Source organism: Tepidimonas sp. (assembly GCF_029335975.1).
Classification (GTDB): Bacteria; Pseudomonadota; Gammaproteobacteria; order Burkholderiales; family Burkholderiaceae_C; genus Tepidimonas.
The window spans coordinates 1-24,229 of record NZ_JARJMT020000169.1; the positions used below are offsets into that span (position 1 = coordinate 1).

The following is a 24,229-nucleotide window of genomic DNA, read 5'->3' on the forward strand; positions in this document are numbered from 1 at the left end:
CCCCCCCCGCCCCCATCCGTATGCGGAGTTTGCTGCGTCCCGGAGCCTGGCAGCCGAGGCCATCGATGCCCGGGGCAAGCGCCATCCGCTGCGCGACTGGGCGGCCCAGCGCACACCCGTGGGGGCCTTGGCCGGCATCGCCCGGCCAGAGGTATTTTTTGCCATGCTGCGCCAACAGGGACTCAACCTTGTGTACACCCTGGCATTGCCGGACCACGCACCGGCCAGCCAGATCGGCGCGGCGCTGCGCGAGGCTGCAACGCCCCGCGGCACCCCCCCAATCTGGCTGTGCACGGATAAGGACGCGATCAAACTGCACGGCCTGCACGAGGCGTTCCTGCCCGGGCAAGCCTCGCTGTGGCGCGTGCCGCTGGAGCTCACACCCGAGCGGGCTTGGTTTGCAGCGGTCGATCGCCACCTGCAACGGCTGCGCCCACGATCGGCCGCGCTATGATGTTGGCCATGGATCCGAAGCTGATCGAATTGCTGGTGTGCCCCGTGACCAAGGGTCCGCTGGTCTATGCGCGCGAGACTCAGGAGCTGATCTCGCGCGGGGCCCGCTTGGCCTACCCGATCCGCGACGGCATCCCCATCATGCTGGAAAACGAGGCCCGCGCCCTGGACGAAGCCGAGCTGGACCGACTGGCGCCGCCGCGCCCCGTGGCTCCCTGAAGCTGCCGACGCCATGCCCGTCGATTTCCACGTCGTGATTCCGGCGCGGCGCGCCTCCACGCGCCTGCCCGACAAGCCGCTGGCCGACATCGGCGGTGCCCCGATGGTCGTACGGGTGGCACAGCGCGCCCTGGCCAGTGGGGCGTGCTCATGTACCGTCGCCACCGACGACGCGGCGATCGTCGAGGCCTGCACCGCCGCCGGCGTTGCCGCCCTGCTAACCCGCGCGGACCACCCCAGCGGCAGCGACCGGCTGGCCGAAGCGGTGCAGCGGCTGCGATTGCCCGACGACGCGCTGGTGGTCAACGTCCAGGGCGACGAGCCGCTGATCGATCCCGCACTGGTGCGGGGTGTGGCCCAGGTGCTGCAGGATCGCCCCGATTGCGCGATGGCGACGGCCGCCCACCCGATCACCACGGCGGCGGATCTGTTCAACCCGAATGTCGTCAAGGTGGTGTTGGATCGGCGGGCAACGGCGCTGTACTTCAGCCGTGCGCCGCTGCCCTGGTGGCGCGACGCACCGCGCCACGATGGCGAATTGAACCTCCTCAGCTGGCCTGCGGAGGCGCGACCGCTGCGGCACATCGGCCTGTATGCATACCGCGCCGGGTTTCTGCGATGCTTTCCGCAGTTGCAGGCCGCACCCCTGGAGCACTGCGAGTCGCTGGAACAGCTGCGCGTGCTGTGGCACGGCGAGCGCATCGCCGTCACCATCACCGAACACGCCCCCGGCCCCGGGGTGGATACCCCGGAGGACCTGGCGCGCGTTCGGACCCTGTGGGCACGCCAGAGCGGCTGAACCCCCAGCGGTATCGCAGCCTGTAAGGCTGTGTCGGGGTGTGCATGCTATTCTTTGGCGCTGGCTGAGCGCCAGCCGCCGCCAGTCTGCAAGGTACCCCACCGCGCAGCGGCCCCGCTGATACGATCGTGACGAGTAAAGGAAACCCATGAGACTGATTCTGTTGGGCGCGCCGGGCGCTGGCAAAGGCACGCAAGCCGCGTTCATCTGCCAGAAGTACGGCATTCCGCAGATTTCGACCGGTGACATGTTGCGCGCGGCCGTGAAGGCGGGCACGCCGCTGGGTCTTGAGGCCAAGAAGGTCATGGAGGCCGGCGGCCTGGTCAGCGACAGCCTGATCATCGATTTGGTCAAGGACCGCATCGCCCAGCCCGATTGCGCCAACGGGTTTTTGTTTGACGGTTTTCCGCGCACCATCCCGCAGGCGCAGGCCTTGCGCCAAGCCGGGGTGCGCATCGACTATGTACTCGAAATCGATGTGCCGTTCGATGCCATCATCGAGCGCATGAGCGGCCGGCGCGTTCACCCGGCATCGGGCCGGACCTACCACGTCAAGTTCAACCCGCCCAAGGTGGAAGGGGTGGACGATGTCACCGGCGAGCCGCTGATCCAGCGCGACGACGACAAGGAAGAGACCGTGCGTAAGCGCCTGGAGGTCTATGCCGACCAGACCCGGCCACTGGTGGATTACTACAGCGGCTGGGCCCAGCAAGACCCCGCCAATGCGCCCAAATACCGCGCCATCAGCGGCCTGGGCTCGGTGGAAGAGATTACCCAGCGCGTCTTCGCAGCGTTGGCCGACTGAACGCGCCAGACCGGCCCACAGCGCTTCAGCCCAGGGCGGCCTGCTTCCACAGCAGGTGCAAAGACAGCGCGAGCCGGGCCTTGGCAGGAGGCAGATCTGTCACCGCGAACGGGTGCAGCGCCCGTCCGCCGGCGCCGGCGATCACCTCGCCCTCGGGGCAGCGGGTCGTCACCCAGACGGCGACTCCCTGATCCTCGGCATCGGCCAGGGCGCTGGCCAGTTCGACATGCAGCGATCCATTGCCCGTGCCGGCCACCACCAGGCCGGCCAAAGGGGGATCGGCATCCTCTCCCGCCAGTGCAGCACGCCGCTGCCGCAGCAGGGCGCGCACCAGTGCGCCATCCGCGCCGCCGTGGCTGGTAATCCATTCCACGCGCGGCCAGCGCTGCGCGGTCAACACGGCCTGCACACGCGCCGCCTGATCGGCGTGGGGTGAAACGGCAGCAGGCTGTACCAGCCACCGCACGCGCCCGGCCTCGACCCAGGCCGCCGGGCCGCCATCGCCCGCGCCGAACGCGTCCGCCCGGGCCGGATGCACCTTGCGCACCGAGCGGGCATCGAATACGCGCCCGGCGAGCGTCACCCACACCCCGCCTGCCGCCTGCAAAACAGGGTTCCCCGCCAGGGTCAAGGCATCGGCCAGGTTCTGCGGACCATCGGGCGTGGCCGCCGACGCTGGCCGCATCGCCCCCACCAGGACCACCGGACGGCAAGGTTGCAGCACCGCATGCAGCAGCCAGGCGGTTTCCTCCAGTGTGTCCGTGCCGTGGGTGATGATCAGGGCCGCCACCTCAGGGCGCTGCAGATGCCGCCACGCTGCGGCCAGGAGCGCCTGCCAGTGGGTGGGGGTCATGTCCTTGCTGTCCAGGTTGGCCACCTGCTCGGCCTCCAGCCGCATGCCCTCGGGCGGCACCAACCCCTCCAGCAGGTCGGCCACCGGCACGACCCCGGCCTGATACCCCACCACATCCTGTGCCTGGCTGGCGCGACCCGCGATCGTGCCGCCCATGCCCAGCACCACCAGGATGCGCGCCGGCTGCGCCGCCCGGTCCTCTGTCATGGCCACCCTCATCATGATTGCGTTGTAAAGAAATGACAAATCTTGGAACGACCCCACACTATGCTAACGTAGCGCCGGCGCGCGCTGGCCGCCCCGTCACCTGGGCGGCTGCCCGACGCGGCGAGCGCCACACAGGAAGATCCCGATGACCCCCGACACCCTCATGCTCGCTGGACTCGGCCTCGGCCTGCTCAACGCCGCTTTGTTGCTGGTCCTGGTGCTGCGCCGACCCCGCTTCGACACCCCAGCCGATCTCGATGTGCGCATTGGCATCATGGAACAAGCCTTGCAGGCACTGGTACAGACCGGGGCTCGCACCGACGCAGGGCTGACTCGGCTCGAAGCCCAACTGCGCGAATTTGCCCAAACCGCCCACCAAAGCCTGGATGCAAAGCTGGCGCTGACCCTGGAGGAGTCGCGCCACGGCCGCCATGAACTGGCCGCGGCATTCCAACAGTTTGCAGCCCGTTTGGAGCAGCGCATCGGGGGCTTTGATACGTCCATGGGGCAGCGATTCGACTCGCTGCAGCATGCCCTGCTTTCGCGATTGGCCGAAGCCACCCAGACCCAGACGACGCAGTTTGCGCAGGCGCAATCCGACACTGCGACGGCCCTCAAAGATTTGTTGGAAGCCACGAGCAGTCACATGCATCGCCAGCTTGCCACGCTGCAGGAAGCGGTGGCGCAGCAACTGCAAGCCATGACCCAGGGCTGGCAGCAAAGCGCCGAGCATTTGCGCCAAGCCCTCAACGAGCGCTTGGCAGCGATCCAGGCGGACAACACCGCCAAGCTCGAAGCCATGCGGCGCACGGTCGATGAGAAGTTGCACGCGACCCTGGAGCAGCGCCTCGGCGACTCTTTCCGCCTGGTCAGCGAGCGGCTCGAGCAGGTTCACGCCGGCCTGGGCGAGATGAAGCTGCTGGCTGGCAGTGTGGGCGATCTCAAACGCGTCATGACCAATGTCCGCACACGCGGCACCTGGGGCGAGGTCCAGCTTGGGGCCATCATCGAGAGCCTGCTGACGGCCGAACAATACGAGCGCAATGTCAAGACGGTCGAGGGCAGCGCGGACCTGGTCGAGTACGCCATCAAGATGCCGGGCAAAAACGACCACGAAGCCGTGTGGCTGCCCATCGACTCCAAGTATCCCGTGGAAGACTACCAGCGCCTGCTCGACGCCCACGACAGCGGAGACAAGGAGCTGGTCCTCAAAGCGGGCAATGCCTTTGCAGCGGCCGTCCGGGCGCAAGCCAAGAAAATCCGTGAAAAATACATCGCCCCGCCCAAGACGACGGACTTTGCCATTCTGTTCGTCCCGACCGAGGGACTTTTTGCCGAGATTTGTCGCATCCCCGGCATGGTTGAAACGCTGCAAAACGACCACCGCGTCGTGATCGCTGGCCCGACCACGCTGGCTGCCATGCTCAACAGCCTGCGCCTGGGTTTTCGCACTCTGGCCATCGAGAAGCGCTCGTCCGAAGTCTGGAATATCTTGGCCAGCGTCAAGACGGAGTTCCGAAAGTTCGGCGATACCATCGAGGCCACCCGCAAGTCCATCGACAATGCCGCCAAAAAATTCAGCGACATCGGGATACGTACGCGGGCTATTGAGCGCCGCTTGCGCGGGGTGGAAGAACTCCCGGCCGATGCCGCGACGGGCCTGGATGCGACCGACCTGCTGGCGCTGGACGACGAAGCGGTGGACGATGTGAGGGTGACGCAGCACCCTCCAAGCACAGCCGCGCCATGACAGACTGGCGATGGCGGAGTGAGAGGGATTCGAACCCTCGATGCGGCTCTACACCGCATACTCCCTTAGCAGGGGAGCACCTTCGGCCTCTCGGTCATCACTCCAAGGAACCGACATTATGCCCCAAGTTTGGGGGAATGACGGCCCACAATCCCGAAAATCAAGCCCCCTGCAGGGTGTCGGCGGGCTGATCGAGGTCGAACTCGCGGTGCAGGGCGCGCACGGCCAGTTCCATGTACTTCTCGTCGATGACGACGGAGGTCTTGATCTCGGACGTGGAGATCATTTGGATGTTGATGCCCTCCTGCGCCAGGCAGCGAAACATGCGGCTGGCCACGCCCACATGGCTGCGCATGCCGATACCAACGATGCTGACTTTGCAGATACGGGCGTCGCCCACCACGTCGGCCGCGCCGAGGGCCGGCACCACCTGCGCCTTGAGCACATCGATCGTGCGGGCCAGATCGTTGCGGTGGACGGTAAAGCTAAAGTCGGTCTTGCCGTCCTTGCTGACGTTTTGGATGATGACATCGACCTCGACATTGGCATCGGCCACGGCGCCCAGGATCTGGGCGGCGATGCCAGGCTTGTCGGGCACGCCCAGCACGGAGACCTTGGCCTCGTCGCGGTTGAACGCGATGCCGGAAACGACGGCTTGTTCCATGGATGCGTCTTCCTCCAAGGTGATGAGGGTGCCGGAGCGGGCCTCCTCGTGGATGTCGATGTCCCAAGGGGTGAAGCTGGACAGCACGCGGATGGGCACCCGGTACTTGCCGGCGAACTCCACCGAGCGGATTTGCAGCACCTTCGAGCCCATGCTGGCCATTTCCAGCATTTCTTCGAAGCTGATGCGCGCCAGGCGCCGGGCTTCGGGTACGACGCGCGGATCGGTGGTGTACACGCCGTCCACGTCGGTGTAGATCAGGCACTCGTCTGCCTTGATCGCCGCCGCGACGGCCACCGCCGAGGTATCCGAGCCGCCGCGCCCCAGTGTCGTGACACTGCCGCCGGCGTCCACGCCCTGAAAGCCGGTGATGATGACCACGCGCCCGGCGTCGAGGTCGGCACGGATGCGCCGGTCGTCGATGGATTCGATACGGGCCTTGGTGTAGGCGCTGTTGGTGCGGATGGGCACCTGCCAGCCGCAGTAGGAGACGGCTTCGATCCCCTCGGCCTGCAGCGCGATGGCCAGCAACCCGACCGAGACTTGCTCGCCCGTGGCCGCAAGTTGATCCAACTCACGGTAGTAGGCATCGCCAGGCTTGGCAGGGGCGACTTCCTTGGCCAGACCAAGCAAGCGGTTGGTCTCGCCGCTCATTGCGCTGGGCACGACGACCATTTGGTGGCCAGCGCGCACCCATTTGGCAACCCGTTTGGCGACGTTGCGGATGCGCTCGGTCGAGCCCATGCTGGTGCCGCCGTACTTGTGAACGATCAATGCCATGGAGGTTTTTCGGGTGTGACGGCCGGCCTCGACTGGCGGGAGCCGGCGCAGACGCCCGGGCTACCCCCGGGCAAACCTGAGGATTATAAGGGCCGGGGCACGGCGTACCCCGGCCCCTGCCCCGCCGGCGCGCACGGGTCGGACCGATAGTCGAGCACCGCTCCGGCACGCAACAAGTAGCCAGCCCCCACCCGCAGCCGCATGGCATGACCGCGCGTGCGCGCCGCTGCGATCTGCCGAGCCACCTCTTGCCATTGGGCCTCGGTTCCGCTGGCACCGTGGCGCTGGCGCAGCCAGTGGCGCAGCGCATTGATGGCGCGCTCCGGCGACAAGGCGCGCAGCCCAGCCAGCGCGGGCGGGTCGCCAAGCCGCGCCAGATCGTCCGCCGCCAACTCCTCCAGCAGGCGCTGGGCGGTCGCGGCGTGGCGCGCACTGCGTGCCAGGGTCGCAGCATAGGTCGGGAACGCCCGCGCCAGCGCGGGGATGACCTGCAGCCGGATGCGGTTGCGGGTATAGGCGGGATCGGTGTTGGTCGGGTCGTCGACCCAGGCAATGCCCTGTCCGACCAACCAGCGCCGCAGCGCCTCGCCGTCCAGCGCCAACAACGGCCGGCCAAACCATACCCCGTGGATGCAGCGCCGCTCGGGCATGCCGGCCAATCCGGGCAAACCCGCCCCGCGGGTCAGGGCCAGGAGCAAGGTTTCGGCCTGGTCCTGCGCATGGTGCCCCAGCAAAACGACGCCCAAACCCCGAGCACGGGCCGCATCGGCCAGGGCACGGTAGCGGGCGCGGCGCGCGGCATCTTCGGGGCTGTCCCCAGGTGCAGGCCGGGCATCGACACGCAGGGGGGCAAACGGCACGCCCCAGCGGGCAGCCGTGGCCGCCGCATGCGCTTCGAAGGCGTCCGCCGCCGCCTGCAAGCCGTGGTGCACATGCAAGGCATGCACCTGCCCAGGCCAGCGCGCGGCCGCCGCCAACAGCAGCGCGGTGGAATCCGCCCCTCCGCTGAAAGCCACGGCAAGCCCGGCCCCAGAAGGCAAGGCAGCAGCGTGGCGCTGCCACCACGCGTCGAGTGCGGCCAGTACGGCCGGGTCAGCCGTGGGGACCACGCGGCGCGGCGCAGGCTCAGCCTTGGCTGGCCTTGGTGTCGTTGAAGCGCCCGTAGGCATTGAGTCGGGCATGGCGGCGCTCGATCAGCTCGGCCGGCTCCAGATCCACCACCTGCCGCAGCGACTCGGCCAGCGCCCGTTTGAGCAGCACGGCCATCTGCTGCGGGTCGCGGTGCGCGCCGCCCACCGGCTCGTTGACGATTTTGTCCACCAGGCCCAATGCCTTGAGCCGGTGCGCGGTGATGCCCAGCGCCTCGGCGGCGTCAGGCGCTTTGTCGGCGGTTTTCCACAAAATCGAGGCGCAGCCCTCGGGGCTGATCACCGAATACACGGCGTACTGCAGCATCAGCACCTGGTCGGCCACGGCAATCGCCAACGCACCGCCGGAGCCGCCCTCGCCGATGATGGTGCTGACGATCGGCACCTCCAGCTGCGCCATCTCGAAGATGTTGCGCCCGATCGCCTCGGACTGGTTGCGCTCCTCGGCGTCGATGCCGGGATAGGCGCCCGGCGTATCCACGAAAGTGAACACCGGCAGGCGGAACTTCTCGGCCAGCTTCATCAGACGCAGTGCTTTGCGGTAGCCCTCCGGCTTGGTCATGCCGAAATTGCGTAGCGCGCGCTCTTTGGTGTCGCGCCCCTTTTGATGACCGATCACGACACACGGCTGGCCGTTGAAGCGCGCCAGCCCGCCGACGATGCTCTGGTCATCGGCAAAGTGGCGATCGCCGTGCAGCTCGGTCCAGTGCGTGAAGATGGCGCGCACATAGTCCAGGGTGTAGGGCCGGTCGCTGTGGCGCGCAATCTTGGTGACCTGCCACGGCGTGAGCTTGCTGTAGATGTCCTTGGTGAGCTGCAGGCTCTTTTTGCTCAGGCGGTCGATCTCTTCGGAGATGTCGACGGCGGACTCGGTCTGCACATAGCGCAGCTCTTCGATCTTGGCTTCGAGTTCCGCGATCGGCTGCTCGAAATCCAGAAAGTTGCGTTTGGCCAAGGTGTCACTCCACGGGCGTTCGGGCCCTCGTGCCGCCGGTGGGTGTGCGACATGCGCATACCCGCAGCGGGGTTCAGTACGCCACCGGCACCGGATCCAGCGAGCGCCAAATATACCAAGTCGCCACACTGCGGTACGGTGCCCAGGCGGCGGCGACCTCGCGCGCATCGCTGCGGCTGACCGGCTCACCAGAAAAGTAGCACTGGCTGATGCCGCGCAGCAATCCCACGTCATCCAACGGCAGCACGTCCGGACGCATCAGGTGAAAAATCAGAAACATCTCGGCCGTCCAGCGACCGATGCCACGAATCGCCATCAGGTCGCGGATGATGGCCTCATCGTCCATGGCTTGCCAGGCGGCAGGGTCGATACGACCGTCCTCGAAGTGCCGTGCCAGGTCGAGCAGGTACTCCACCTTGCGCGCGCTCAGGCCCGTGGCGCGCAGCTCCTCGGGTGCGCGAGCCAAAACGGCCGCCGCCGTGCAGCCCCCCAGGCACGCCTCCAGTCGCTCCCAGACCGCCTGGGCCGCCTTGACCGAGATCTGCTGCCCCACCACGCTGCGTGCCAAGGTGGTGAAGGCGTCCCCACGCGACTGCAGGCAAGCGCCCGGAAACTGCGGGATCAGCCGCGCCATGACGCGATCGCGCCCGGCCAGATGGGCGCAGGCCTGCGTCCAGAACGCCGGCACGAAGCCGCCCCCGGATGGCTGCGCCACCAACGGCGGCACTCCAGCGACGGCGCGGGCGCGCGGCACTGCGCTCATGCCCGCTCCCAGGTGGTGCCGCCGGGTCCGTCTTTGAGCACGATGCCCTGCGCAGCCAGTTCGGCACGGATGCGGTCGGCGGCCGCGAAGTCCCGCGCTGCCTTGGCCGCCGCCCGCTCAGCGATGCGTGCGGCGATCGCAGCCTCGTCCAGCCTCACCCCAGCGCGCAAAAACGCCTGGGGATCCTGCTGCAACAGGCCCAGGGTGGCGCCCAGCGCACGCAGCAGGCCACTGAGCTGCGCATCGCGCGTGCGGTTGACTTCGGCCGCCAGCTCGAACAAGACGGCGACCGCCTCTGGGGTGCCAAAATCTTCGTCCATCGCAGCCTTGAAGCGCGCCGCGTGCGGCTGCCCCCAGTCGATGCCCGCGAGCGGCCGAGGTGGCACCGCATCGAGGGCCGTGTACAGCCGCTTGAGTGCCGCGCGCGCATCCTCCAGGTGCTGGTCGCTGTAGTTGAGTGGACTGCGGTAGTGCGCCCGCACGATGAAGAAGCGCACCGTCTCGGCATCGAACTTTTGCAGCACCTGGCGAATGGTAAAGAAGTTGCCTAGGCTCTTGGACATCTTCTCGTTGTCCACGCGCACGAAGCCGTTGTGCATCCAAATCCGCGCCAGCGGCTGGCCCGTCGCCCCTTCGCTCTGGGCGATTTCGTTCTCGTGGTGCGGAAACTGCAGATCCGCGCCGCCGCCGTGGATGTCGAAACTCTCGCCCAGCATCTCGCAGCTCATGGCCGAGCATTCGATGTGCCAGCCTGGGCGGCCCATCCCGTAGGGGCTGTCCCACTTGGCCTCGTCCGGCTCTTCGGGCTTGGCCGCCTTCCACAGCACAAAGTCGAGCGGATCGCGCTTGCCATCGCCGATGGCGACACGCTCGCCCGCGCGCAGCTCGTCCAGGCTTTTGCCCGAGAGCTTGCCATACCCGGCAAAGGCGCGCACCGCGTAGTTGACGTCCCCGTTGTCGCTGCGGTAAGCCAGCCCCTTGGCCTCCAGGCGACCGATCAGGTCCAACATCTGCGGCACGAATTCGGTGGCGCGCGGCTCGAACGTGGGCCGCTCGATGCCGAGGGCATCGGCATCGGCGTGCAGCGCATCGATCATGCGGTTGGTCAGGCTGCGGATGGTCTCGCCGTTTTGCAGGGCGCGGGCGATGATCTTGTCGTCGATGTCGGTGATGTTGCGCACATAGGTCACGCGCAAGCCGCTGGCCTTGAGCCAGCGCTGCACCACGTCGAACGCCACCATCGAGCGCGCATGGCCCAGGTGGCACAGGTCGTACACGGTCATGCCACAGACGTACATGCGGACGTGGCCAGGTTCGATGGGCTGCAGCGGATCGAGCCGCCGGGTGAGCGAGTTGTAGATGCGCAGGGTCATGACGGTGCGTGCCCGGCGGGTGCGGCCCCCGGGCTACAATCGGCCGAAAGGCGCGTATTGTGCACCGATGCCCGATCTGTTTCACCTCCTCTGCCCCGTGTTTTGCCCCGTGACGCGTCTGCGTTGCTCGCGCGCGCGCCGGCTTGGCCTGGCGCTGTGCCTGGGTGCGCTGCTGCTGGGCAGTTTGCCGCAGGCTGCCAGGGCGCAGCCGGTGATCCCGGCAGCCCCCTATGCCGATGCCCAGCGCCTAATCGCCAGCGGCGAGCTGGCGCTGGCGCAGCAGCGGCTGGAGCAATGGCTGCAGGAGCGTCCCACCGATCCACAGGCGCGCCTGCTGTTGGGGGTGGTGCTGACCAACCGGGGCGACACCGAGGGGGCGCGACAAATTTACGAAAGCCTGACCCAAGCCTACCCGGAGCTGCCCGAGCCGTACAACAATCTGGCCGTGCTGCAGGCCGCCCAGGGACGTCTGCCCGAGGCGCGCGCCGCGCTGGAGTCGGCCATCCGCTTCAACCCCGACTACGCCACCGCCCACCGCAACTTGGGCGACGTCTATGCCCACTTGGCGCTCGGCCATTGGCAGCGCGCCCTGACCCTGCAGCCCGACAGCCCGGGGCTGGCCGAGCGCTTGCGCGCGCTGCGCGAGCTGCTGGGGGCCGCACCCCCGCGTTGAACCGTCGAACCTCTGCTGCGCACGCGCCTCTCACTTGCCATGATGATTCGAACCTTTTCTGCGCACCGCCGGGCCGCCCTCGGCCTGTTGGCGGGCGGCGCCCTGCTCGGCTGGTCCGCCGCCCACGCCCAGCCGTCTCAGCCTTCCCAAACGTCCGTTTCCCCTTCTGCGGCAGGTCCCCGACCCGCACCCACTGGAGCCCGTTCCGTGAATCCCCAAGTCGAACTCCACATCGCCGGCCATGGCGTCATCACCCTCGAACTCGACGCCGCCAAGGCGCCCAAGTCGGTCGAGAACTTTCTGGCGTATGTGCGCGACGGCCACTACGACGGCACGATTTTTCACCGCGTCATCGACGGCTTCATGATTCAGGGGGGCGGTTTCGAGCCTGGCATGAAGCAAAAACCCACGCGTGCCGCGATCGAAAACGAAGCCGCCAACGGCCTGAAGAACGACCGCTACACCATCGCCATGGCGCGCACCCAGGCGCCGCACTCGGCCACGGCGCAGTTTTTCATCAATGTGGCGGACAACGGTTTCCTCAACCACACCGCTCCCACGCCCCAAGGCTGGGGCTACGCGGTGTTTGGCCGCGTCGTCAAAGGCACCGAGGTGGTGGACGCCATCCGCAAGGTGGCCACTGGCCGCCGCGGCTTTCACGACGACGTGCCGGTGCAGGACGTGGTCATCACCAAGGCAGTCGTTGTCACGCCCTGACACCCGCCGCATCTGGCCCCGCCCCATGAGCGCATGAGCGGCTTGGCCCTGCTTGACCACATCGACGCGCTGCCATCATTGCAGCGCGTCGATTGCGTCTCGGACATTCACCTGCACGCGCAGGACCCCGCCACGGCCGCCGCATGGCACGCCTATTTGGCGGCAGCTCCTTTCGATGCGCTGTGCATCCTCGGCGACCTGTTCGAGATCTGGGTTGGCGACGATGTCTTGACCGCCGATCCGGCGATCGACCCCGAAATCGCGTTCATGCAGCACGCCGTTGAATCGCTGGCCGCATTGGCCCGCCGGCGTCCGGTATTCGTGATGCACGGTAACCGCGACTTTTTGCTCGGCCAGGATTTTGTCGCCGCCAGCGGGGCGCGACTGCTGGCCGATCCAGCCGTGCTTGCCTTCGATGCGCGCCGGTGGCTGCTCAGCCACGGCGATGCTTGGTGCGTGGCCGATCGGGACTACCAGGCGTTTCGCGCGCAGGTGCGTGGGGCGGCTTGGCAAACGGCCTTTTTGGCGCAGCCGCTGGCCGACCGACTGGCGCAGGCGCGTGCCCTGCGCCAGCGCAGCCAACAGCACCAAGCGGCGCAGCGTCAGGCTGGCGTGGCGCCGGCCGACGTGGATGCGGATACAGCCGCGCGCGCCGTGGCGGCCGCGGGCGCTGCGGGCCTGGTCCACGGCCACACACACCGGCCCGGCGTGCACCGCCTGGGCGCCAAGGGCCATCGTGTGGTGTTGAGCGACTGGGACGCCGACGCGCAGCCCCCGCGGCTGCAGGTGCTCAACCTTGACCGGCAGGGGGGCTGGCAGGTGCGCCCCTTGCCCTGCCCGGCCCTGGTATGAACACCCGGGTGTCGTCTTCACGACCTCCCGAGCCGCCCATGGGGGGACCCCGCTGGCTGCGAAAGGTGACGCACTGGCTGAAACATTGGCACCGGCGCTGGCGGGCACGCCGGGGCGACGGCCGGGCCATCCCGGACCGGCTGTGGGCGCGGGTCGTGGCCGATTTGCCCTGTTTGCATGCCTTGGATACAGGCGAACTGACTCGATTGCGCGACCTGTGCGCGGCCTTTTTGGCGCGCAAGGTGTTCAGCGGGGCGCATGGCCTGGTGGTGGACGACCGCATGGCGCTGTTGGTCGCAGCACAGGCCTGTCTGCCCCTCAGGCATCGTGGGCTGACCGCGCTGGCGTGGTACGACGACTTCGTGGGGATCGTTCTGCATCCCGACGAGATGATCGCGCCGCGCCGCACCCACGATGCAGCGGGCGTCGTGCACGAGTACGATGAAACGCTGGCCGGTGAGGCCATGCAGGGCGGTCCGATCGTGCTGGCGTGGCCGCGTGTGCTGGGCGCAGCGCCCGGCGCAGCGGGCATCGGGCACAACCTGGTGATCCACGAGTTTGCTCATGCCATCGACCTGCACGGAAAACCGTTGGGCCAGCCGGCCGACGGCTGCCCGCTGCTGCCTGCCGGCTTTCTGGGGCTGTCGGCTGCGGCTGCACGGCAGCGTTGGCACACCGTTCTGAGCGAGGCGCATGCCACACACCGCCAGCGGGTGGCCTTGCACGAGCGGTTTGGCGCCCCGCCACCGTGGCTTGATGCCTACGGCGCTGAATCCCCTGCGGAGTTTTTTGCCGTGACCTGCGAGGCCTATTGCGTAGACCGCGAGCGGCTGGCCGAGGCCCATGCCGAGTGGGTCGCGCTGCTGGACGCTTTTTTTGCCCGGCCTACAGCGTCTGGCAACACCCCTTGACTGCGCGGGACGATCAGCGCCGCAGCAGCACCTTTAGCACTGCTTGCAGCCGCCGCTCATGCACCGCATCGTGGGCCGTGGCCAGCACGCGCGCCACATCCTGCGCCCAAGTCTCGGCAGGCCCGGGTTCGTGCCGGCGCGTGAGCAGCCGTAGCTGCAACTGGCGACGGGCATCGACCTGGTCGGCGGGCGTGGGCACATCGGCCGCAATCTCCAGCCGCAGCAAGGGCTCGGCAGCTTCGGCGGCGGGGGCGGCAGCCCGCCCTAGCGCCTGAGCCCACGCAGGGCGCGCCGCCGCAGCCTGGCGGCCGCCCAGCTGCTGCGCGGGCGGCAGGCGCGCCGCATCGCGCGCGGACCACGCCGCCAGCAGCTCGGTCAGGGCCTCGCCGTGGGCGCGCGCCGCCAACTGGCGCAGCTTGGCCTCGGCGCGCTCCAAAGCTTGCCGCTGGGCGCGGAAGGCAGCATCCCCCAGTCGTGGACGCGGGGGGGCGTCGGCACGGGGGGGACGCTCCGGTCGGGCGCGCAAAGCCGGTTTGGCAGGCCCCGAGCGCGCTGCAGCTGCTGCGCTGGCCGGGACCACTCCCGGCCGATCATCGCCCCGGCGGGCCACGACGGCACGCGGCGCCGCTGGCGTGGGTGCATCGCGGGAGGCGTCGGCCGCTGCTTCGGTCGGTGTTTCGGCTGCGCTCGCAACCGGGGCCGCAGCGGCCTCGTCCACCGTTGCGCCCTGCGCCTGCGCGGCGGCCCGCAGAGCGGCCATCGCTGCGCGGATCTGCTGGGCGTCGTCGGCGGCGCAGGCGGCTTCCAGGGCGCGCGCAGCCTCCAGCACTGCGGCGTCGAGCCGGCTGGTGTCGGCCTGGGTCTTCTCCCGCTCGGCGCTCTTGCGCGCGAAGGCCTCGTCGATGGGCTGGCGGAATGCCTCCCACAGCTTTTGCTCCCGGCGACGATCCAGTGGCACCCGGTGCGCCTCGAGCTGCCAGCGCTGTTGCAGGTCTTTGACGGCATCCAAGCGCAGGCGCGGCTCGGCCGCCAGCGCCTGGGCCTCGGCAATCAACGCCTGGCGACGCGCGGTGCTGTCGGCCTGCGCGGCCTCCAACCGTTCGTGAGCGGCGGCCATCGCGGCCTTCCACAGCGGCTGCAGCTCTGCAAAAATCTTTTCGCTGACATGGCCCCCTTGGCGCCAACGCTCGGCAAAAGCGTGCAGATCGCGCAGCTGGGCCTTCCAGTCCTCGCTGGTGCCATGGGCTGTGGTCCAGGCGCGCACCTCGTCGATCAGCGCCAGGCGGGCCTGTCGCGCCGCCTCATGCTGGGCCTTGATTTCACGCCGCCAGGCTTCGACTGCATGATAGGCTTGGTTGCACGCCTCGTCGAAGCGCTTCCACAGCGCCTGGTTGGAGGTGCCCCCTTGGTCGGTCTGCTTCCATTGCTCGCGCAACTGGCGGATGGCCTCCTGCAGCTTGCGGCCGATGGGCCGTTGCCCCTCGGGCCCTTGGGTCAGGGCTATGGCCTGGGCCAGCAGCCCTTCGCGCAACTGGTCGGCGCGCCAGCGCTGCCAGTCCTCCAGCTCCTTGGCCTTGGCCAGCGCCGCGAGCGCCCGGGCCTCGAGCTCCGGCCCTGCGTGGCGGCCGTGCACTTTGTGCGCATGGCGCAGCTCGCCGGCGTAGCGGCTCATGGCCTTGGTGTGGCCGGCGGCCAGCTCGCGCTCCAGCGCTTCGATCGCCGGCAGCAGCGCGGCCTGGGCCAGCGCCTGCACCGCCTTGGGCACGGGAGCGGCCGACTCGGCCTCGGCGGCCAGCGGCTCGCCGCGCTGGGCACGGATTTCGTCGGCCCACACGGGCACCCCAGGCAGGGGCGCCTGGGGATCATCGGCCGCGGCGGCGGCCTGGGCGAGCGCCGCCTCGAACGCCTGCCAGACCGCATCGAGCTGCTGGCGTGCGGCCTCGAGCTGGTTCGGGTAGCGGGGGTCGAGGTCGGCCCAGCCTGCGGCGGTGGCCAGCCCCTGCTGACGTTCGTGCCAGTCGTTCACATCTTGTGCCAAGCCGTCGCGTGCCGCTTGCGCCTCGGCAAGCGGTTTGGTGGACAGCAGGTCGATGCGCTGCACCAGCAGACCAGCGGCCTCACGCTCGACCTGCACGCGGGTTTGCAGGTCCTCGATGGCTTTCATGCGCTCGGCCAGGCGTTGACGCAGGCCAGCCAGCGGCTCGCGCGACAGCGGGGCCCCGGCCTTGGCGGCATCGCGTTGCCAGGCCATGGCGTCGGCCAGATTCAGCCGCGGGGCGTCCAACAGCGCTTCGGCCCGGGCGGCCCACTCGGCAGCCAGGGACTCCTGGGCGCGGGCGCGGCGAAGTTCCTCCAACCGTTCCTTGACCAGTTTGGCAGCCCCTTTGTCGCGCGTGGCCAGCTCGCGATAGACCTCGGCCACATCGTCGGCCGGCGGGTCTGTGGCCAGCCATTCGCGCAGGCGCGCAGCACGCTCGCCCGAAGTCGGCGCCGTGAAGGCGCCACGGGTGCGCTGGTCGAGTTCGGTCAGAGAAGTTTTCGCGGAAAGGGGTGCGGACGCGTTCACGGTGCAGGGCGCGGGGGATGGCCGCTCAGGGAAGTCGGGGATGAGATCTGGCGGCCAGGTCGGCCGCCGCCAAACGCTTATTGTCACCTACCCGGCCCACAGATCCAGCGGAGGGTCGTGCACGACCGCCTTGAGCAAGTCGCTGCGGGACACAAACCCCAGCAACGCGCCCTCGCCGTCCACCACCGGCAGGCCCGGCAGGCCGGTGTGCAGCAGGGCCAGTGCGAGCCGTCGCAGCGGGGTGTCCGGGGTGACCGCGGGAATGGGGGTGACCATGACATCGGACAAAGGCTGTGCCAAAAAGGCGCGCCAGACCAGGGCGCTGTCCTCTGGGCGGGGCAGGCGGTCGATGTGCAGCAACTCGGCCCGGGTGAGCAGGCCCACCAAGCGGCCCTGCGCATCCAGCACTGGGGCTTGGCCCAGGCCACGCTCGGCCAGGCGCCGCCAGCCCTGCGCCACGCTCATGTCCTCGGTGACCGTGACCACCTCGCGGGACATGACATCCTGCACCCGCTCCAGCGGATGGCGCTGGGATGCGGGGTGCTGTACCTGGCCATAGGCCTGGACGGCAGCGGCTGCAGGCCGCGGCAGCGGGGTGTCGCTGGCGGGCTCGTCGCCCGAGCGCCGGCCCACGGCGCGATAGCCACTGCCCGCAAAATCGGGGCGGTCGGTTTCCTCCGCCAGGGCTCGCAGGCGCCCGGCGCGCAACGAGGGCAACACCCGTCGCAGGTCCTCGATCGGACCGCGGTACACCAGGCCCGACGTGCCATAGATGGCCAGCATGCACACCCTCCTGTCCGCATCCACACACCGGTGTCCCTGCGACGCGACGCCTGGGCCTCAGTCGGGCAGGAACAGCGCCTGCAGATCGCTCAACCAGTCGAAACCATGCGCGGTCGGCGCCAGCCAGCCGTCGTCTCCCACGGCGAGCCAGCCGCGCTCGCGCGCGCGCTCAATGGTCGCCGATAACGCCGTCGACGGCAAGCCTGTGCGTTCGCTAAAGGTCCGCAGCGCAAAACCGTCACGCAGGCGCAGGGCATTGAGCATGAATTCGAATGGCAGGTCGCGGACTGCCACCTCGTGCTGCTGCGCCACGGGTGTGCCCGCCAGCGCCTGCTGCACATAGCGCGCCGGGTCACGCCAGCGCACCTGGCGCACGATGCGCTGGGCAAAACTCAACTTGCTGTGTGCGCCCGCTCCGATGCCCAGATAGTCGCCGAACTGCCAATAATTCAGATTATGTCGACAGCGGTGACCAGCGCGGGCATAGGCCGAGACTTCATAGCGCACCAACCCGGCGTCGGCCGTGCGCTCGACGATGCGGTCGAGCATGGTGTAGGCCGCGTCATCGTCCGGCACAGGCGGCGGATGCTTGGCGAACCAGGTGTTGGGCTCGATGGTCAGGTGGTAGATGGACAGATGTGGGGGCTGGTGCGCCAGCGCAGCGTCCAGGTCCCGCTGCAGATCGGCAAGTGTCTGGCCGGGCAGCGCATACATCAGATCCAGATTGAAAGTATCGAAGTGCCGCGCCGCTTCGTCCACCGCGGCGTGCGCCTGGGCGGCATCATGCACCCGCCCCAGCGCGCGCAGCAAGCGGTCGTCGAAACTCTGCACGCCAATGCTCAGGCGCGTCACCCCCGCGTCGCGAAAAGCGGCAAAGCGCTCGCGCTCGAAAGTGCCGGGATTGGCCTCCAGCGTGATCTCGGCACCGGGCTCCAGCGGCAGGTGGGCGCGCAGCTCCGACAACAGCTGGCCGATCACCTCCGGGTCGAACAGGCTGGGTGTGCCCCCACCGATAAAGACGCTGACCACCGTACGCCCCCAGACGAGCGGCAAGCTGGCCTCCAGGTCGGCCAGCAGGGCTCGCACATAGTCCTGCTGGGGCAAAGGGCCGGTTTGGCCGCTGGCTGCTCCCCATTCGTGCGAATTGAAGTCGCAGTAAGGACACTTTTTGAGGCACCACGGCAAATGCACATAGAGTGCCAGCGGGGGCAGGCCCTGCAGCCGGACCTGGCCTGGACGCTGCCACAACACGGCCGTCTCGCGGGCGGCGGCCACGCCGTGCCCGCTCAGCCCGCTGGCCATCTCCGCTCCTGCATCAGGGCCAGCATGGCGCGCGCCGCGCGGCCCCGGTGGCTGTGGGCGTTCTTGACCTCGGTGGGCAGCTGGGCGAAGGTGCAGCCAAAAGCGGGGATGAACATCACCGGGTCGAAGCCGAAACCGCCCTCGCCAACTGGCTCGCGCGTGATCACGCCCTCGACACGGCCAGAGGCGACCAGCGGCTCGGGGTCCTCGGGGCTGCGTACTGCGACCAGGGTGCTGACCATCGCGGCGCGGCGATCGTCGATGTCGCGCATCTGCTCGAGCAAGGCGCGCACATTGTTGGCATCGCTCTTGGGATAGCCGAACTGCGTGCAGTAATGCGCCGTGTCCACCCCCGGCCGGCCGCCAAAGGCCGCCACACAAAGCCCAGCGTCGTCGGCCAGAGCCGGCAAGCCGCTCGCAGCGGCCGCATGGCGGGCTTTGGCCAACGCGTTTTCGATGAAGGTGCGGTGCGGCTCTGGCGCCTCGGGGATGCCCAGGCTGCCCTGCGTCACCAGCTCCAGGCCGAGCGGCGCGAACATCGCTTGCAATTCGGCCAATTTACCCGGGTTGTTGGAGGCCAGCACCAAACGGCGCGGAGGGTTTGTATCCGCCATAACTTCACCGCACCTCGGCGCCAGCCAGCGCGGCGCGCTGCATCGCGATCAGCTGCTGGATGCCGCCATCGGCCAGCGTCAGCAGCTGCTGCAAATCCTCGCGGCTGAAAGGCTCTCCTTCAGCCGTGCCCTGCAGCTCGACAAAGTGGCCCGCCCCGGTCATGACGACGTTCATGTCGGTCTCGCAGCCGGCGTCCTCCAAGTAATCCAGGTCCAGCACCGGCACCCCGCTCACGATACCTACCGAGACGGCCGCCACCGGGTGCAAGATGGGGTTGCGCTGTAGTTTGCCCTCGGCCAGCAGCTGATGCACGGCGTCCTGCGCCGCCACCCAAGCGCCGGTGATGGCCGCGGTGCGGGTGCCGCCATCGGCCTGCAGCACATCACAATCCAATGTGATGGTGCGCTCGCCCAAGGCGCTCAGATCGAAGACCGCGCGCAAGGAGCGGCCAATGAGGCGCTGGATTTCCTGCGTGCGGCCGCTTTGCTTGCCGCGCGCGGCCTCGCGGTCGCTGCGGGTGTGGGTGGCACGGGGCAACATGCCGTACTCGGCCGTCACCCAGCCCTCACCGCTGCCTTTTTTGTGCGGGGGCACGCGCTCTTCCACCGAGGCCGTGCACAGCACGCGGGTGAGGCCAAACTCGATCAGTACCGAGCCTTCGGCATGGACGGTGTAGCCCCGGGTGATGCGCACGGGTCGCAATTGGTCGGGGGCGCGGCCATCGTGGCGTCGGTGGCCAACAGCACCCGCTGTAGGGTTTTGCGTCATGGTTTCGTCCTTGAGGAATATCGGGCACTTGGGAATCCGGTACAGGAGTGTCCGCTGGCCTGCTGGCCGTGGAGGCTGACTGGCCCGTGCGGACTCTCCCCGGCCGGCTCCCAGCCCAGGCGGGCACGAACACGATCCCACCAACGCGCAGGCGTAGGTTCGGGCAGCGCTTCGCTGGCCAGTGCGCGCTGCAAAGCGAACACCGACTGCGGCCGCGACAGCGGATCGAGCGCCATGCACCAGCGCACCACATCGAGCAGCTGGTCGGAATAGCTGCCCTGCAGGCGTGCCAGCGCGCCATCCAGTCGGTCTTTGTCGCGTCGCTGGGGGACGTCGTGAGGCGGACAGCCCTGCATGCAAGCGTACATGCACGCACCGATGGCGTAAATGTCGGTCCACGGCCCCAAGCCAGCGATCTCGGCGCGACGGTACATCTCTGGCGCGGCAAAGCCCGGGGTATACATGGGGCGTGCGAAACCGCCCTCGGGGTTGAGCACTTCGCGCGCCGCGCCAAAGTCGATCAGCACCGCGCGGTCGTCGTCGGTGATGAAGATGTTAGCCGGCTTGATATCCAGATGCAGCATTTTGTGCTGGTGCACGATGCGCAGCCCGCGCAGCACCTCGTCGAAGATCGAGCGGATCGTTGCCTCGCTCAGCGCTTTGTCGCCCTGTCGGCTGCGCGCCGCCAAGATGAACTCTTGCAGCGACGCGCCCTGCAAGTAGTCCATGACCATATAGACGGTCTCGTTCTCGCGGAAAAAATCGTGCACGCCCACCACGGCGGGGTGAGCGATTTGCGCCAGCGCCCGACCTTCCTCGAAAAAATTGCGCAAACCCCGCCGGAAGAGGGCCTGCTTTTCGGGGGCGACGACCGGCGACCGCTCGCCGGGCGAGCGCAGCGCGAGCGACGCGGGAAGATACTCCTTGATGGCGACTTCGCGCCCATTGGCGTCCAGCGCCAGATAGACCAGCCCAAAACCGCCGGCCGCCAGCAGGCGCACGATGCGGTAGCCGCCGATCACCGTATCCGGCGGCAGAGGAGCGGGCTTGGTCTTTGACATAATCCTTGCATGCGCAACTTTCGTGCTCAAGCGGCCGGCGCCGCCCCCCGGACCGCCCTCTGCTAAAGGCCATGCCAGTGTACAGCATGACCGGCTACGCCACGGGGCAATGCCTGCCTCGGGCAGCCGCCAGCGACGACCGTGCGCCCGGCACCAGTGTGCTGGGTTTGGAAATCCGCGCCGTCAATGGGCGCTTTCTGGACCTGTCGCTGCGCCTGCCCGAAGACCTGCGGATGGCCGAGCCAGCTCTGCGCGAGCGCGTCGGCGCGCGGGTGCGACGCGGCAAGGTGGAGTTGCGCGTCTGGATCGAACAGCGCGGCGATGGCGGCATGCGGGTGCCGACGGTGGCCGAACTGCAGCGCCTGCTCAGTGCGCAGGAGCGGGTGCAGGCCTGGCTGACGCAGGCGCGTGCCCTGTCCGTGGCCGAGGTGCTGCAACTCGCCCAACGCGGCGCCCCGGTGACGACCGACTGGATAGAGCCGCTGCTGGCGCTGGCCGAGCGGGTGTTGGACGATTTCACCGCCGCGCGCGAGCGCGAGGGCGCTCGGCTGGTTTGCATGTTGCGAGACCGTGTAGCCCAGCTGCGCGGGCTGGCAGCACAGGCCGAGCCGTTGGTGCCCCAGATCGTGGCGCAGCAGCGCGAGCGCTTTGTGCAGCGCATCCAGGATGCCCTCGGGGCCACTGCGGCAGATCCTGCTGCGGCGCAGGAGCGGGCGCTGGTCGAAGCAGCGGCGTTCGCCGTCCGGGTGGATGTCGCCGAGGAGTTGACGCGACTGCAGTCACACTTAAGCGAAATCGAGCGGCTGCTGCAGCGCGGCGGCGAAGTCGGCAAACGGCTGGACTTTCTGATTCAGGAACTGCACCGCGAGGCCAACACACTGGGCGCCAAGTCGGCCAGTCTGGAGCTCACGCGCCTGTCGGTAGACATGAAAGTGCTGATCGAGCAGATGCGCGAGCAGGTCCAAAACCTCGAATGACCCCCATGGAATACCCCGGCAACCTGTTCGTCGTGGCCGCCCCCAGCGGCACGGGCAAGTCCAGCCTCGTCAAAGCGCTGCTGGAGATGGACTCGCGCATGGAGTTGTCCGTCTCCCACACCACGCGCGCCCCACGCGGGCAAGAGCTGCACGGGCGCGAGTACTTCTTCGTCAGCGACGAGGAGTTCGACCGCATGGTTGCCGCCAATGCCTTTGTCGAGTGGGCACGGGTACACAACCACCGCTATGGCACCTCGCGCAAAGCCATCGAAGACAAGATTGCGGCCGGCGCGGACATTGTTTTGGAAATCGACTACCAGGGGGCGCTGCAGATCCGACGCCAGTTTGCCAATGCGGTGCTGATCTTCATCCTGCCGCCGAGTTGGGAGGAACTGCGCAACCGACTGCTGCGCCGCGGCGAGGACAGCGAGGACGTCATCGAACTGCGCCTGCGCAATGCCGCCGAGGAGATGGCGCATGTCCATGCCTTCGACTACGTTATAATCAATGAGATTTTTGAGCGGGCATTGTTCGATCTCAAGACGATTACCCATTCGCAGCGCCTGCGGGTCGCGGCCCAGCGCAGGGTTCGCGCCGAAGTGTTTCAAGCGCTGAATATCCAATAGCTTTTTTAACGTTTGCCGGAGGTTTTCATGGCACGCATCACCGTCGAGGATTGCCTGGAAAAAATCCCCAACCGCTTCCAACTCGTGCTGGTGGCCACCTACCGCGCGCGCATGCTCAACCAGGGCCACGCCCCCAAGCTGGAGACGCGCAACAAACCCGCCGTGACCGCCCTGCGCGAAGTGGCAGCCGGGCTCGTTGGCCTGGAGATGTTGCGCAAGGTTCCCGTCTGAAGGCCGATTCCAGTGATCCCGCAAGGCGCCCACCCCAGGCGCCTTTTTTGTTTACATTACTGGGGTGAGAGTTGACGCTGTGAGTCCCGCCGAGGCTACCGCCTTTGGCACCCGGCCGCCTGCCCCGCCTCCCCAAGCGGCAGCCAGCGCGGCGGCGGCCAGTTTTGCCGCCCTCGAGTCGCGCCTGGACTATCTGAACGCCGCCGAAATCGATCTGGTCCGGCAGGCCTATCGCTTCGCGGATCAGGCCCACCTGGGTCAGATGCGCAAAAACGGCGATCCCTACATCACCCACCCCATCGCAGTGGCGCAAATCTGCACCGAATGGAAGCTGGACGCCCAGGCCCTGTGCGCTGCCTTGCTGCACGACGTGCTGGAGGACTGCGGCGTCACCAAGGCCGAGCTGACCCAGCGCTTCGGCCCCGCCGTAGCGGATCTGGTGGATGGGCTGACCAAGCTGGACAAGCTGGAGTTCGACAGCCGCGAGCAGGGTCAGGCCGAGTCCTTCCGCAAGATGCTGCTGGCCATGGCGCGCGATGTGCGGGTGATCCTGATCAAACTCGGGGATCGGCTGCACAACATGCGCACCATGGGTGACATGCCGCGCCACAAATGGGGACGCATCGCGCGCGAGACGCTGGACATCTACGCGCCCATCGCCCACCGACTGGGGCTCAACAATTTCTACCGCGAGCTACAGGATCTGGCCTTTCGCCACCTGCACCCCTGGCGCTATCAAGCGCTCTCGAAGGCGTTGGCGCGCTCGCGCGCGCGGCGACGCGATCTGATCGCCCGTGTGCAAGGCGAAGTCGAGGCGGCATTCGCGCACAGCGGGCTGGAGGTGCGTATCAGCGGACGGGAAAAAACGCTCTACTCCATCTACCGCAAGATGGACGCCAAGCATCTGTCGTTCGCGCAAGTGACCGACATCTACGGCTTTCGCATCATCGTGCCGCAGGTGCTGGACTGTTACACCGCCATGGGGGTGTTGCACCAGCTCTACAAGCCGCTTCCAGGCAAATTCCGCGACTACATCGCCATCCCCAAGGTCAACGGCTACCAGTCGCTGCACACCACGCTGGTCGGGCCATTTGGCACGGCCATCGAGTTTCAGTTGCGCACCGCCAACATGGATGTGGTCGCCGAATCTGGCATCGCCGCGCACTGGCTGTACAAGGCAGGGGACATGGCGGCAGAGGCCTCGGCACAGGCCCTCAATGTGCAGTGGCTGCAGTCGCTGCTGGACATCCAACAGGAGACCAAGGACTCCCGCGAATTCTGGGACCATGTGCGCATCGACCTGTTTCCCGACTCGGTCTATGTGTTCACCCCAAAAAACAAGATCATGGCGCTGCCGCGCAGCGCCACGGTGGTGGAT

The 24,229-nt window shown here is 67.9% G+C and carries 25 protein-coding genes and 1 tRNA gene; 13 read left to right on the forward strand and 13 right to left on the reverse strand.

What is annotated here, in order from left to right:
* The 4 genes from P3W97_RS09475 to adk all read left to right on the forward strand — a co-directional run.
* The coding region (locus P3W97_RS09475) for a tetraacyldisaccharide 4'-kinase (protein ID WP_300846143.1) at positions 1-454 on the forward strand (454 nt) is incomplete at its 5' end.
* Positions 455-462: 8 nt separating this feature from the next.
* On the forward strand, positions 463-672 hold the full coding sequence (locus P3W97_RS09480) for a Trm112 family protein (RefSeq protein WP_300846145.1): 210 nt from the start codon (positions 463-465) through the stop codon (positions 670-672).
* Positions 673-685: 13 nt separating this feature from the next.
* The gene (gene kdsB / locus P3W97_RS09485) at positions 686-1,471 is read left to right on the forward strand and encodes a 3-deoxy-manno-octulosonate cytidylyltransferase (protein ID WP_300846146.1); all 786 of its coding nucleotides are present in this window, start codon (positions 686-688) and stop codon (positions 1,469-1,471) included.
* 148 nt (positions 1,472-1,619) lie between these two features.
* Entirely contained in the window at positions 1,620-2,276 is a 657-nt protein-coding gene (gene adk, locus P3W97_RS09490) for an adenylate kinase (protein WP_300846148.1), read from the forward strand.
* 25 nt (positions 2,277-2,301) lie between these two features.
* Here adk and P3W97_RS09495 read toward each other — a convergent pair whose 3' ends face one another.
* Positions 2,302-3,336, reverse strand: a complete 1,035-nt coding sequence (locus tag P3W97_RS09495) for an asparaginase (RefSeq protein ID WP_300846150.1) — start codon at positions 3,334-3,336, stop codon at positions 2,302-2,304.
* Between the two features lie 145 nt (positions 3,337-3,481).
* On the opposite strand from P3W97_RS09495, the gene P3W97_RS09500 reads away from it, so the two are divergent.
* A complete protein-coding gene (locus P3W97_RS09500) occupies positions 3,482-5,086 on the forward strand; it encodes a DNA recombination protein RmuC (RefSeq protein ID WP_300846151.1) in 1,605 nt (534 codons plus the stop codon).
* An 11-nt stretch (positions 5,087-5,097) separates the two neighbouring features.
* Here P3W97_RS09500 and P3W97_RS09505 read toward each other — a convergent pair.
* The 6 genes from P3W97_RS09505 to cysS form a co-directional block, all read right to left on the reverse strand.
* Positions 5,098-5,190, reverse strand: a tRNA-Ser gene (locus P3W97_RS09505).
* Positions 5,191-5,246: 56 nt separating this feature from the next.
* Complete coding sequence (locus tag P3W97_RS09510; protein WP_300846152.1) at positions 5,247-6,530, reverse strand: aspartate kinase; 1,284 nt, start codon at positions 6,528-6,530, stop codon at positions 5,247-5,249.
* A gap of 83 nt (positions 6,531-6,613) precedes the next feature.
* On the reverse strand, positions 6,614-7,639 hold the full coding sequence (gene tilS / locus P3W97_RS09515) for a tRNA lysidine(34) synthetase TilS (protein ID WP_300846154.1): 1,026 nt from the start codon (positions 7,637-7,639) through the stop codon (positions 6,614-6,616).
* A 16-nt stretch (positions 7,640-7,655) separates the two neighbouring features.
* Positions 7,656-8,633 (reverse strand): acetyl-CoA carboxylase carboxyltransferase subunit alpha, encoded by a 978-nt coding sequence (locus P3W97_RS09520; protein ID WP_300846156.1) that lies wholly within the window; start codon positions 8,631-8,633, stop codon positions 7,656-7,658.
* A 73-nt stretch (positions 8,634-8,706) separates the two neighbouring features.
* The gene (locus tag P3W97_RS09525) at positions 8,707-9,396 is read right to left on the reverse strand and encodes a DNA-3-methyladenine glycosylase 2 family protein (RefSeq protein ID WP_300846158.1); all 690 of its coding nucleotides are present in this window, start codon (positions 9,394-9,396) and stop codon (positions 8,707-8,709) included.
* Positions 9,393-10,769: a cysteine--tRNA ligase gene (cysS, locus tag P3W97_RS09530; RefSeq protein WP_300846159.1), complete on the reverse strand. Its 1,377-nt coding sequence runs from the start codon at positions 10,767-10,769 to the stop codon at positions 9,393-9,395. The genes P3W97_RS09525 and cysS overlap by 4 nt, the downstream gene beginning before the upstream one ends.
* Before the next feature lie 109 nt (positions 10,770-10,878).
* On the opposite strand from cysS, the gene P3W97_RS09535 reads away from it, so the two are divergent.
* From P3W97_RS09535 to P3W97_RS09550, 4 genes are all read left to right on the forward strand, one after another.
* Positions 10,879-11,442 carry a tetratricopeptide repeat protein gene (locus P3W97_RS09535; RefSeq protein ID WP_300846161.1) on the forward strand — a complete coding sequence of 188 codons (564 nt, stop codon included), beginning with the start codon at positions 10,879-10,881 and terminating at the stop codon, positions 11,440-11,442.
* A 207-nt stretch (positions 11,443-11,649) separates the two neighbouring features.
* Entirely contained in the window at positions 11,650-12,159 is a 510-nt protein-coding gene (locus tag P3W97_RS09540) for a peptidylprolyl isomerase (RefSeq protein ID WP_300846163.1), read from the forward strand.
* Between the two features lie 33 nt (positions 12,160-12,192).
* The gene (locus P3W97_RS09545) at positions 12,193-13,011 is read left to right on the forward strand and encodes a UDP-2,3-diacylglucosamine diphosphatase (RefSeq protein ID WP_300846165.1); all 819 of its coding nucleotides are present in this window, start codon (positions 12,193-12,195) and stop codon (positions 13,009-13,011) included.
* Between the two features lie 38 nt (positions 13,012-13,049).
* Positions 13,050-13,922: a zinc-dependent peptidase gene (locus P3W97_RS09550; RefSeq protein ID WP_300846167.1), complete on the forward strand. Its 873-nt coding sequence runs from the start codon at positions 13,050-13,052 to the stop codon at positions 13,920-13,922.
* Between the two features lie 13 nt (positions 13,923-13,935).
* Here the strand turns inward: P3W97_RS09550 and P3W97_RS09555 are convergent, their stop codons facing one another.
* The 6 genes from P3W97_RS09555 to P3W97_RS09580 all read right to left on the reverse strand — a co-directional run bounded on the left by P3W97_RS09555 (position 13,936) and on the right by P3W97_RS09580 (position 21,017).
* Entirely contained in the window at positions 13,936-16,488 is a 2,553-nt protein-coding gene (locus P3W97_RS09555; protein ID WP_300846169.1) for a DUF349 domain-containing protein, read from the reverse strand.
* 87 nt (positions 16,489-16,575) lie between these two features.
* Positions 16,576-17,271, reverse strand: a complete 696-nt coding sequence (locus P3W97_RS09560) for a CBS domain-containing protein (protein ID WP_300846171.1) — start codon at positions 17,269-17,271, stop codon at positions 16,576-16,578.
* Between the two features lie 57 nt (positions 17,272-17,328).
* Entirely contained in the window at positions 17,329-18,573 is a 1,245-nt protein-coding gene (gene hemW, locus P3W97_RS09565) for a radical SAM family heme chaperone HemW (protein WP_300846173.1), read from the reverse strand.
* The gene (rdgB, locus tag P3W97_RS09570) at positions 18,558-19,187 is read right to left on the reverse strand and encodes an RdgB/HAM1 family non-canonical purine NTP pyrophosphatase (protein ID WP_300846175.1); all 630 of its coding nucleotides are present in this window, start codon (positions 19,185-19,187) and stop codon (positions 18,558-18,560) included. The genes hemW and rdgB overlap by 16 nt, the downstream gene beginning before the upstream one ends.
* A 4-nt stretch (positions 19,188-19,191) precedes the next feature.
* Positions 19,192-19,956, reverse strand: coding sequence for a ribonuclease PH (rph, locus tag P3W97_RS09575; protein WP_300846177.1), 765 nt, complete (start codon positions 19,954-19,956; stop codon positions 19,192-19,194).
* Complete coding sequence (locus P3W97_RS09580; protein ID WP_300846179.1) at positions 19,953-21,017, reverse strand: serine/threonine-protein kinase; 1,065 nt, start codon at positions 21,015-21,017, stop codon at positions 19,953-19,955. Before P3W97_RS09580 ends, rph begins: the two co-directional genes overlap by 4 nt.
* Positions 21,018-21,088: 71 nt before the next feature.
* Between P3W97_RS09580 and P3W97_RS09585 the strand changes: the two genes are divergently transcribed.
* The 4 genes from P3W97_RS09585 to P3W97_RS09600 all read left to right on the forward strand — a co-directional run.
* Complete coding sequence (locus P3W97_RS09585; protein WP_300846181.1) at positions 21,089-21,994, forward strand: YicC/YloC family endoribonuclease; 906 nt, start codon at positions 21,089-21,091, stop codon at positions 21,992-21,994.
* Between the two features lie 5 nt (positions 21,995-21,999).
* Entirely contained in the window at positions 22,000-22,620 is a 621-nt protein-coding gene (gene gmk / locus P3W97_RS09590; protein ID WP_300846182.1) for a guanylate kinase, read from the forward strand.
* A gap of 27 nt (positions 22,621-22,647) precedes the next feature.
* On the forward strand, positions 22,648-22,851 hold the full coding sequence (gene rpoZ / locus P3W97_RS09595) for a DNA-directed RNA polymerase subunit omega (protein WP_300846183.1): 204 nt from the start codon (positions 22,648-22,650) through the stop codon (positions 22,849-22,851).
* Between the two features lie 79 nt (positions 22,852-22,930).
* Positions 22,931-24,229, forward strand: a 1,299-nt coding sequence (locus P3W97_RS09600; RefSeq protein WP_300846185.1) for a RelA/SpoT family protein, incomplete at its 3' end; no start/stop codon positions are given.

Bases quoted from the DNA above. Each gene is read 5' to 3' on its own strand.
- P3W97_RS09480 (WP_300846145.1), top strand. From the start codon at position 463: ATGGATCCGAAGCTGATCGAATTGCTGGTGTGCCCCGTGACCAAGGGT.
- kdsB (WP_300846146.1), top strand. From the start codon at position 686: ATGCCCGTCGATTTCCACGTCGTGATTCCGGCGCGGCGCGCCTCCACG.
- adk (WP_300846148.1), top strand. From the start codon at position 1,620: ATGAGACTGATTCTGTTGGGCGCGCCGGGCGCTGGCAAAGGCACGCAA.
- P3W97_RS09495 (WP_300846150.1), bottom strand. From the start codon at position 3,336: ATGACAGAGGACCGGGCGGCGCAGCCGGCGCGCATCCTGGTGGTGCTG.
- P3W97_RS09500 (WP_300846151.1), top strand. From the start codon at position 3,482: ATGACCCCCGACACCCTCATGCTCGCTGGACTCGGCCTCGGCCTGCTC.
- P3W97_RS09510 (WP_300846152.1), bottom strand. From the start codon at position 6,530: ATGGCATTGATCGTTCACAAGTACGGCGGCACCAGCATGGGCTCGACC.
- P3W97_RS09525 (WP_300846158.1), bottom strand. From the start codon at position 9,396: ATGAGCGCAGTGCCGCGCGCCCGCGCCGTCGCTGGAGTGCCGCCGTTG.
- cysS (WP_300846159.1), bottom strand. From the start codon at position 10,769: ATGACCCTGCGCATCTACAACTCGCTCACCCGGCGGCTCGATCCGCTG.
- P3W97_RS09545 (WP_300846165.1), top strand. From the start codon at position 12,193: ATGAGCGGCTTGGCCCTGCTTGACCACATCGACGCGCTGCCATCATTG.
- P3W97_RS09550 (WP_300846167.1), top strand. From the start codon at position 13,050: ATGGGGGGACCCCGCTGGCTGCGAAAGGTGACGCACTGGCTGAAACAT.
- P3W97_RS09560 (WP_300846171.1), bottom strand. From the start codon at position 17,271: ATGCTGGCCATCTATGGCACGTCGGGCCTGGTGTACCGCGGTCCGATC.
- hemW (WP_300846173.1), bottom strand. From the start codon at position 18,573: ATGGCCAGCGGGCTGAGCGGGCACGGCGTGGCCGCCGCCCGCGAGACG.
- rdgB (WP_300846175.1), bottom strand. From the start codon at position 19,187: ATGGCGGATACAAACCCTCCGCGCCGTTTGGTGCTGGCCTCCAACAAC.
- rph (WP_300846177.1), bottom strand. From the start codon at position 19,956: ATGACGCAAAACCCTACAGCGGGTGCTGTTGGCCACCGACGCCACGAT.
- P3W97_RS09580 (WP_300846179.1), bottom strand. From the start codon at position 21,017: ATGTCAAAGACCAAGCCCGCTCCTCTGCCGCCGGATACGGTGATCGGC.
- P3W97_RS09585 (WP_300846181.1), top strand. From the start codon at position 21,089: ATGCCAGTGTACAGCATGACCGGCTACGCCACGGGGCAATGCCTGCCT.
- gmk (WP_300846182.1), top strand. From the start codon at position 22,000: ATGGAATACCCCGGCAACCTGTTCGTCGTGGCCGCCCCCAGCGGCACG.
- rpoZ (WP_300846183.1), top strand. From the start codon at position 22,648: ATGGCACGCATCACCGTCGAGGATTGCCTGGAAAAAATCCCCAACCGC.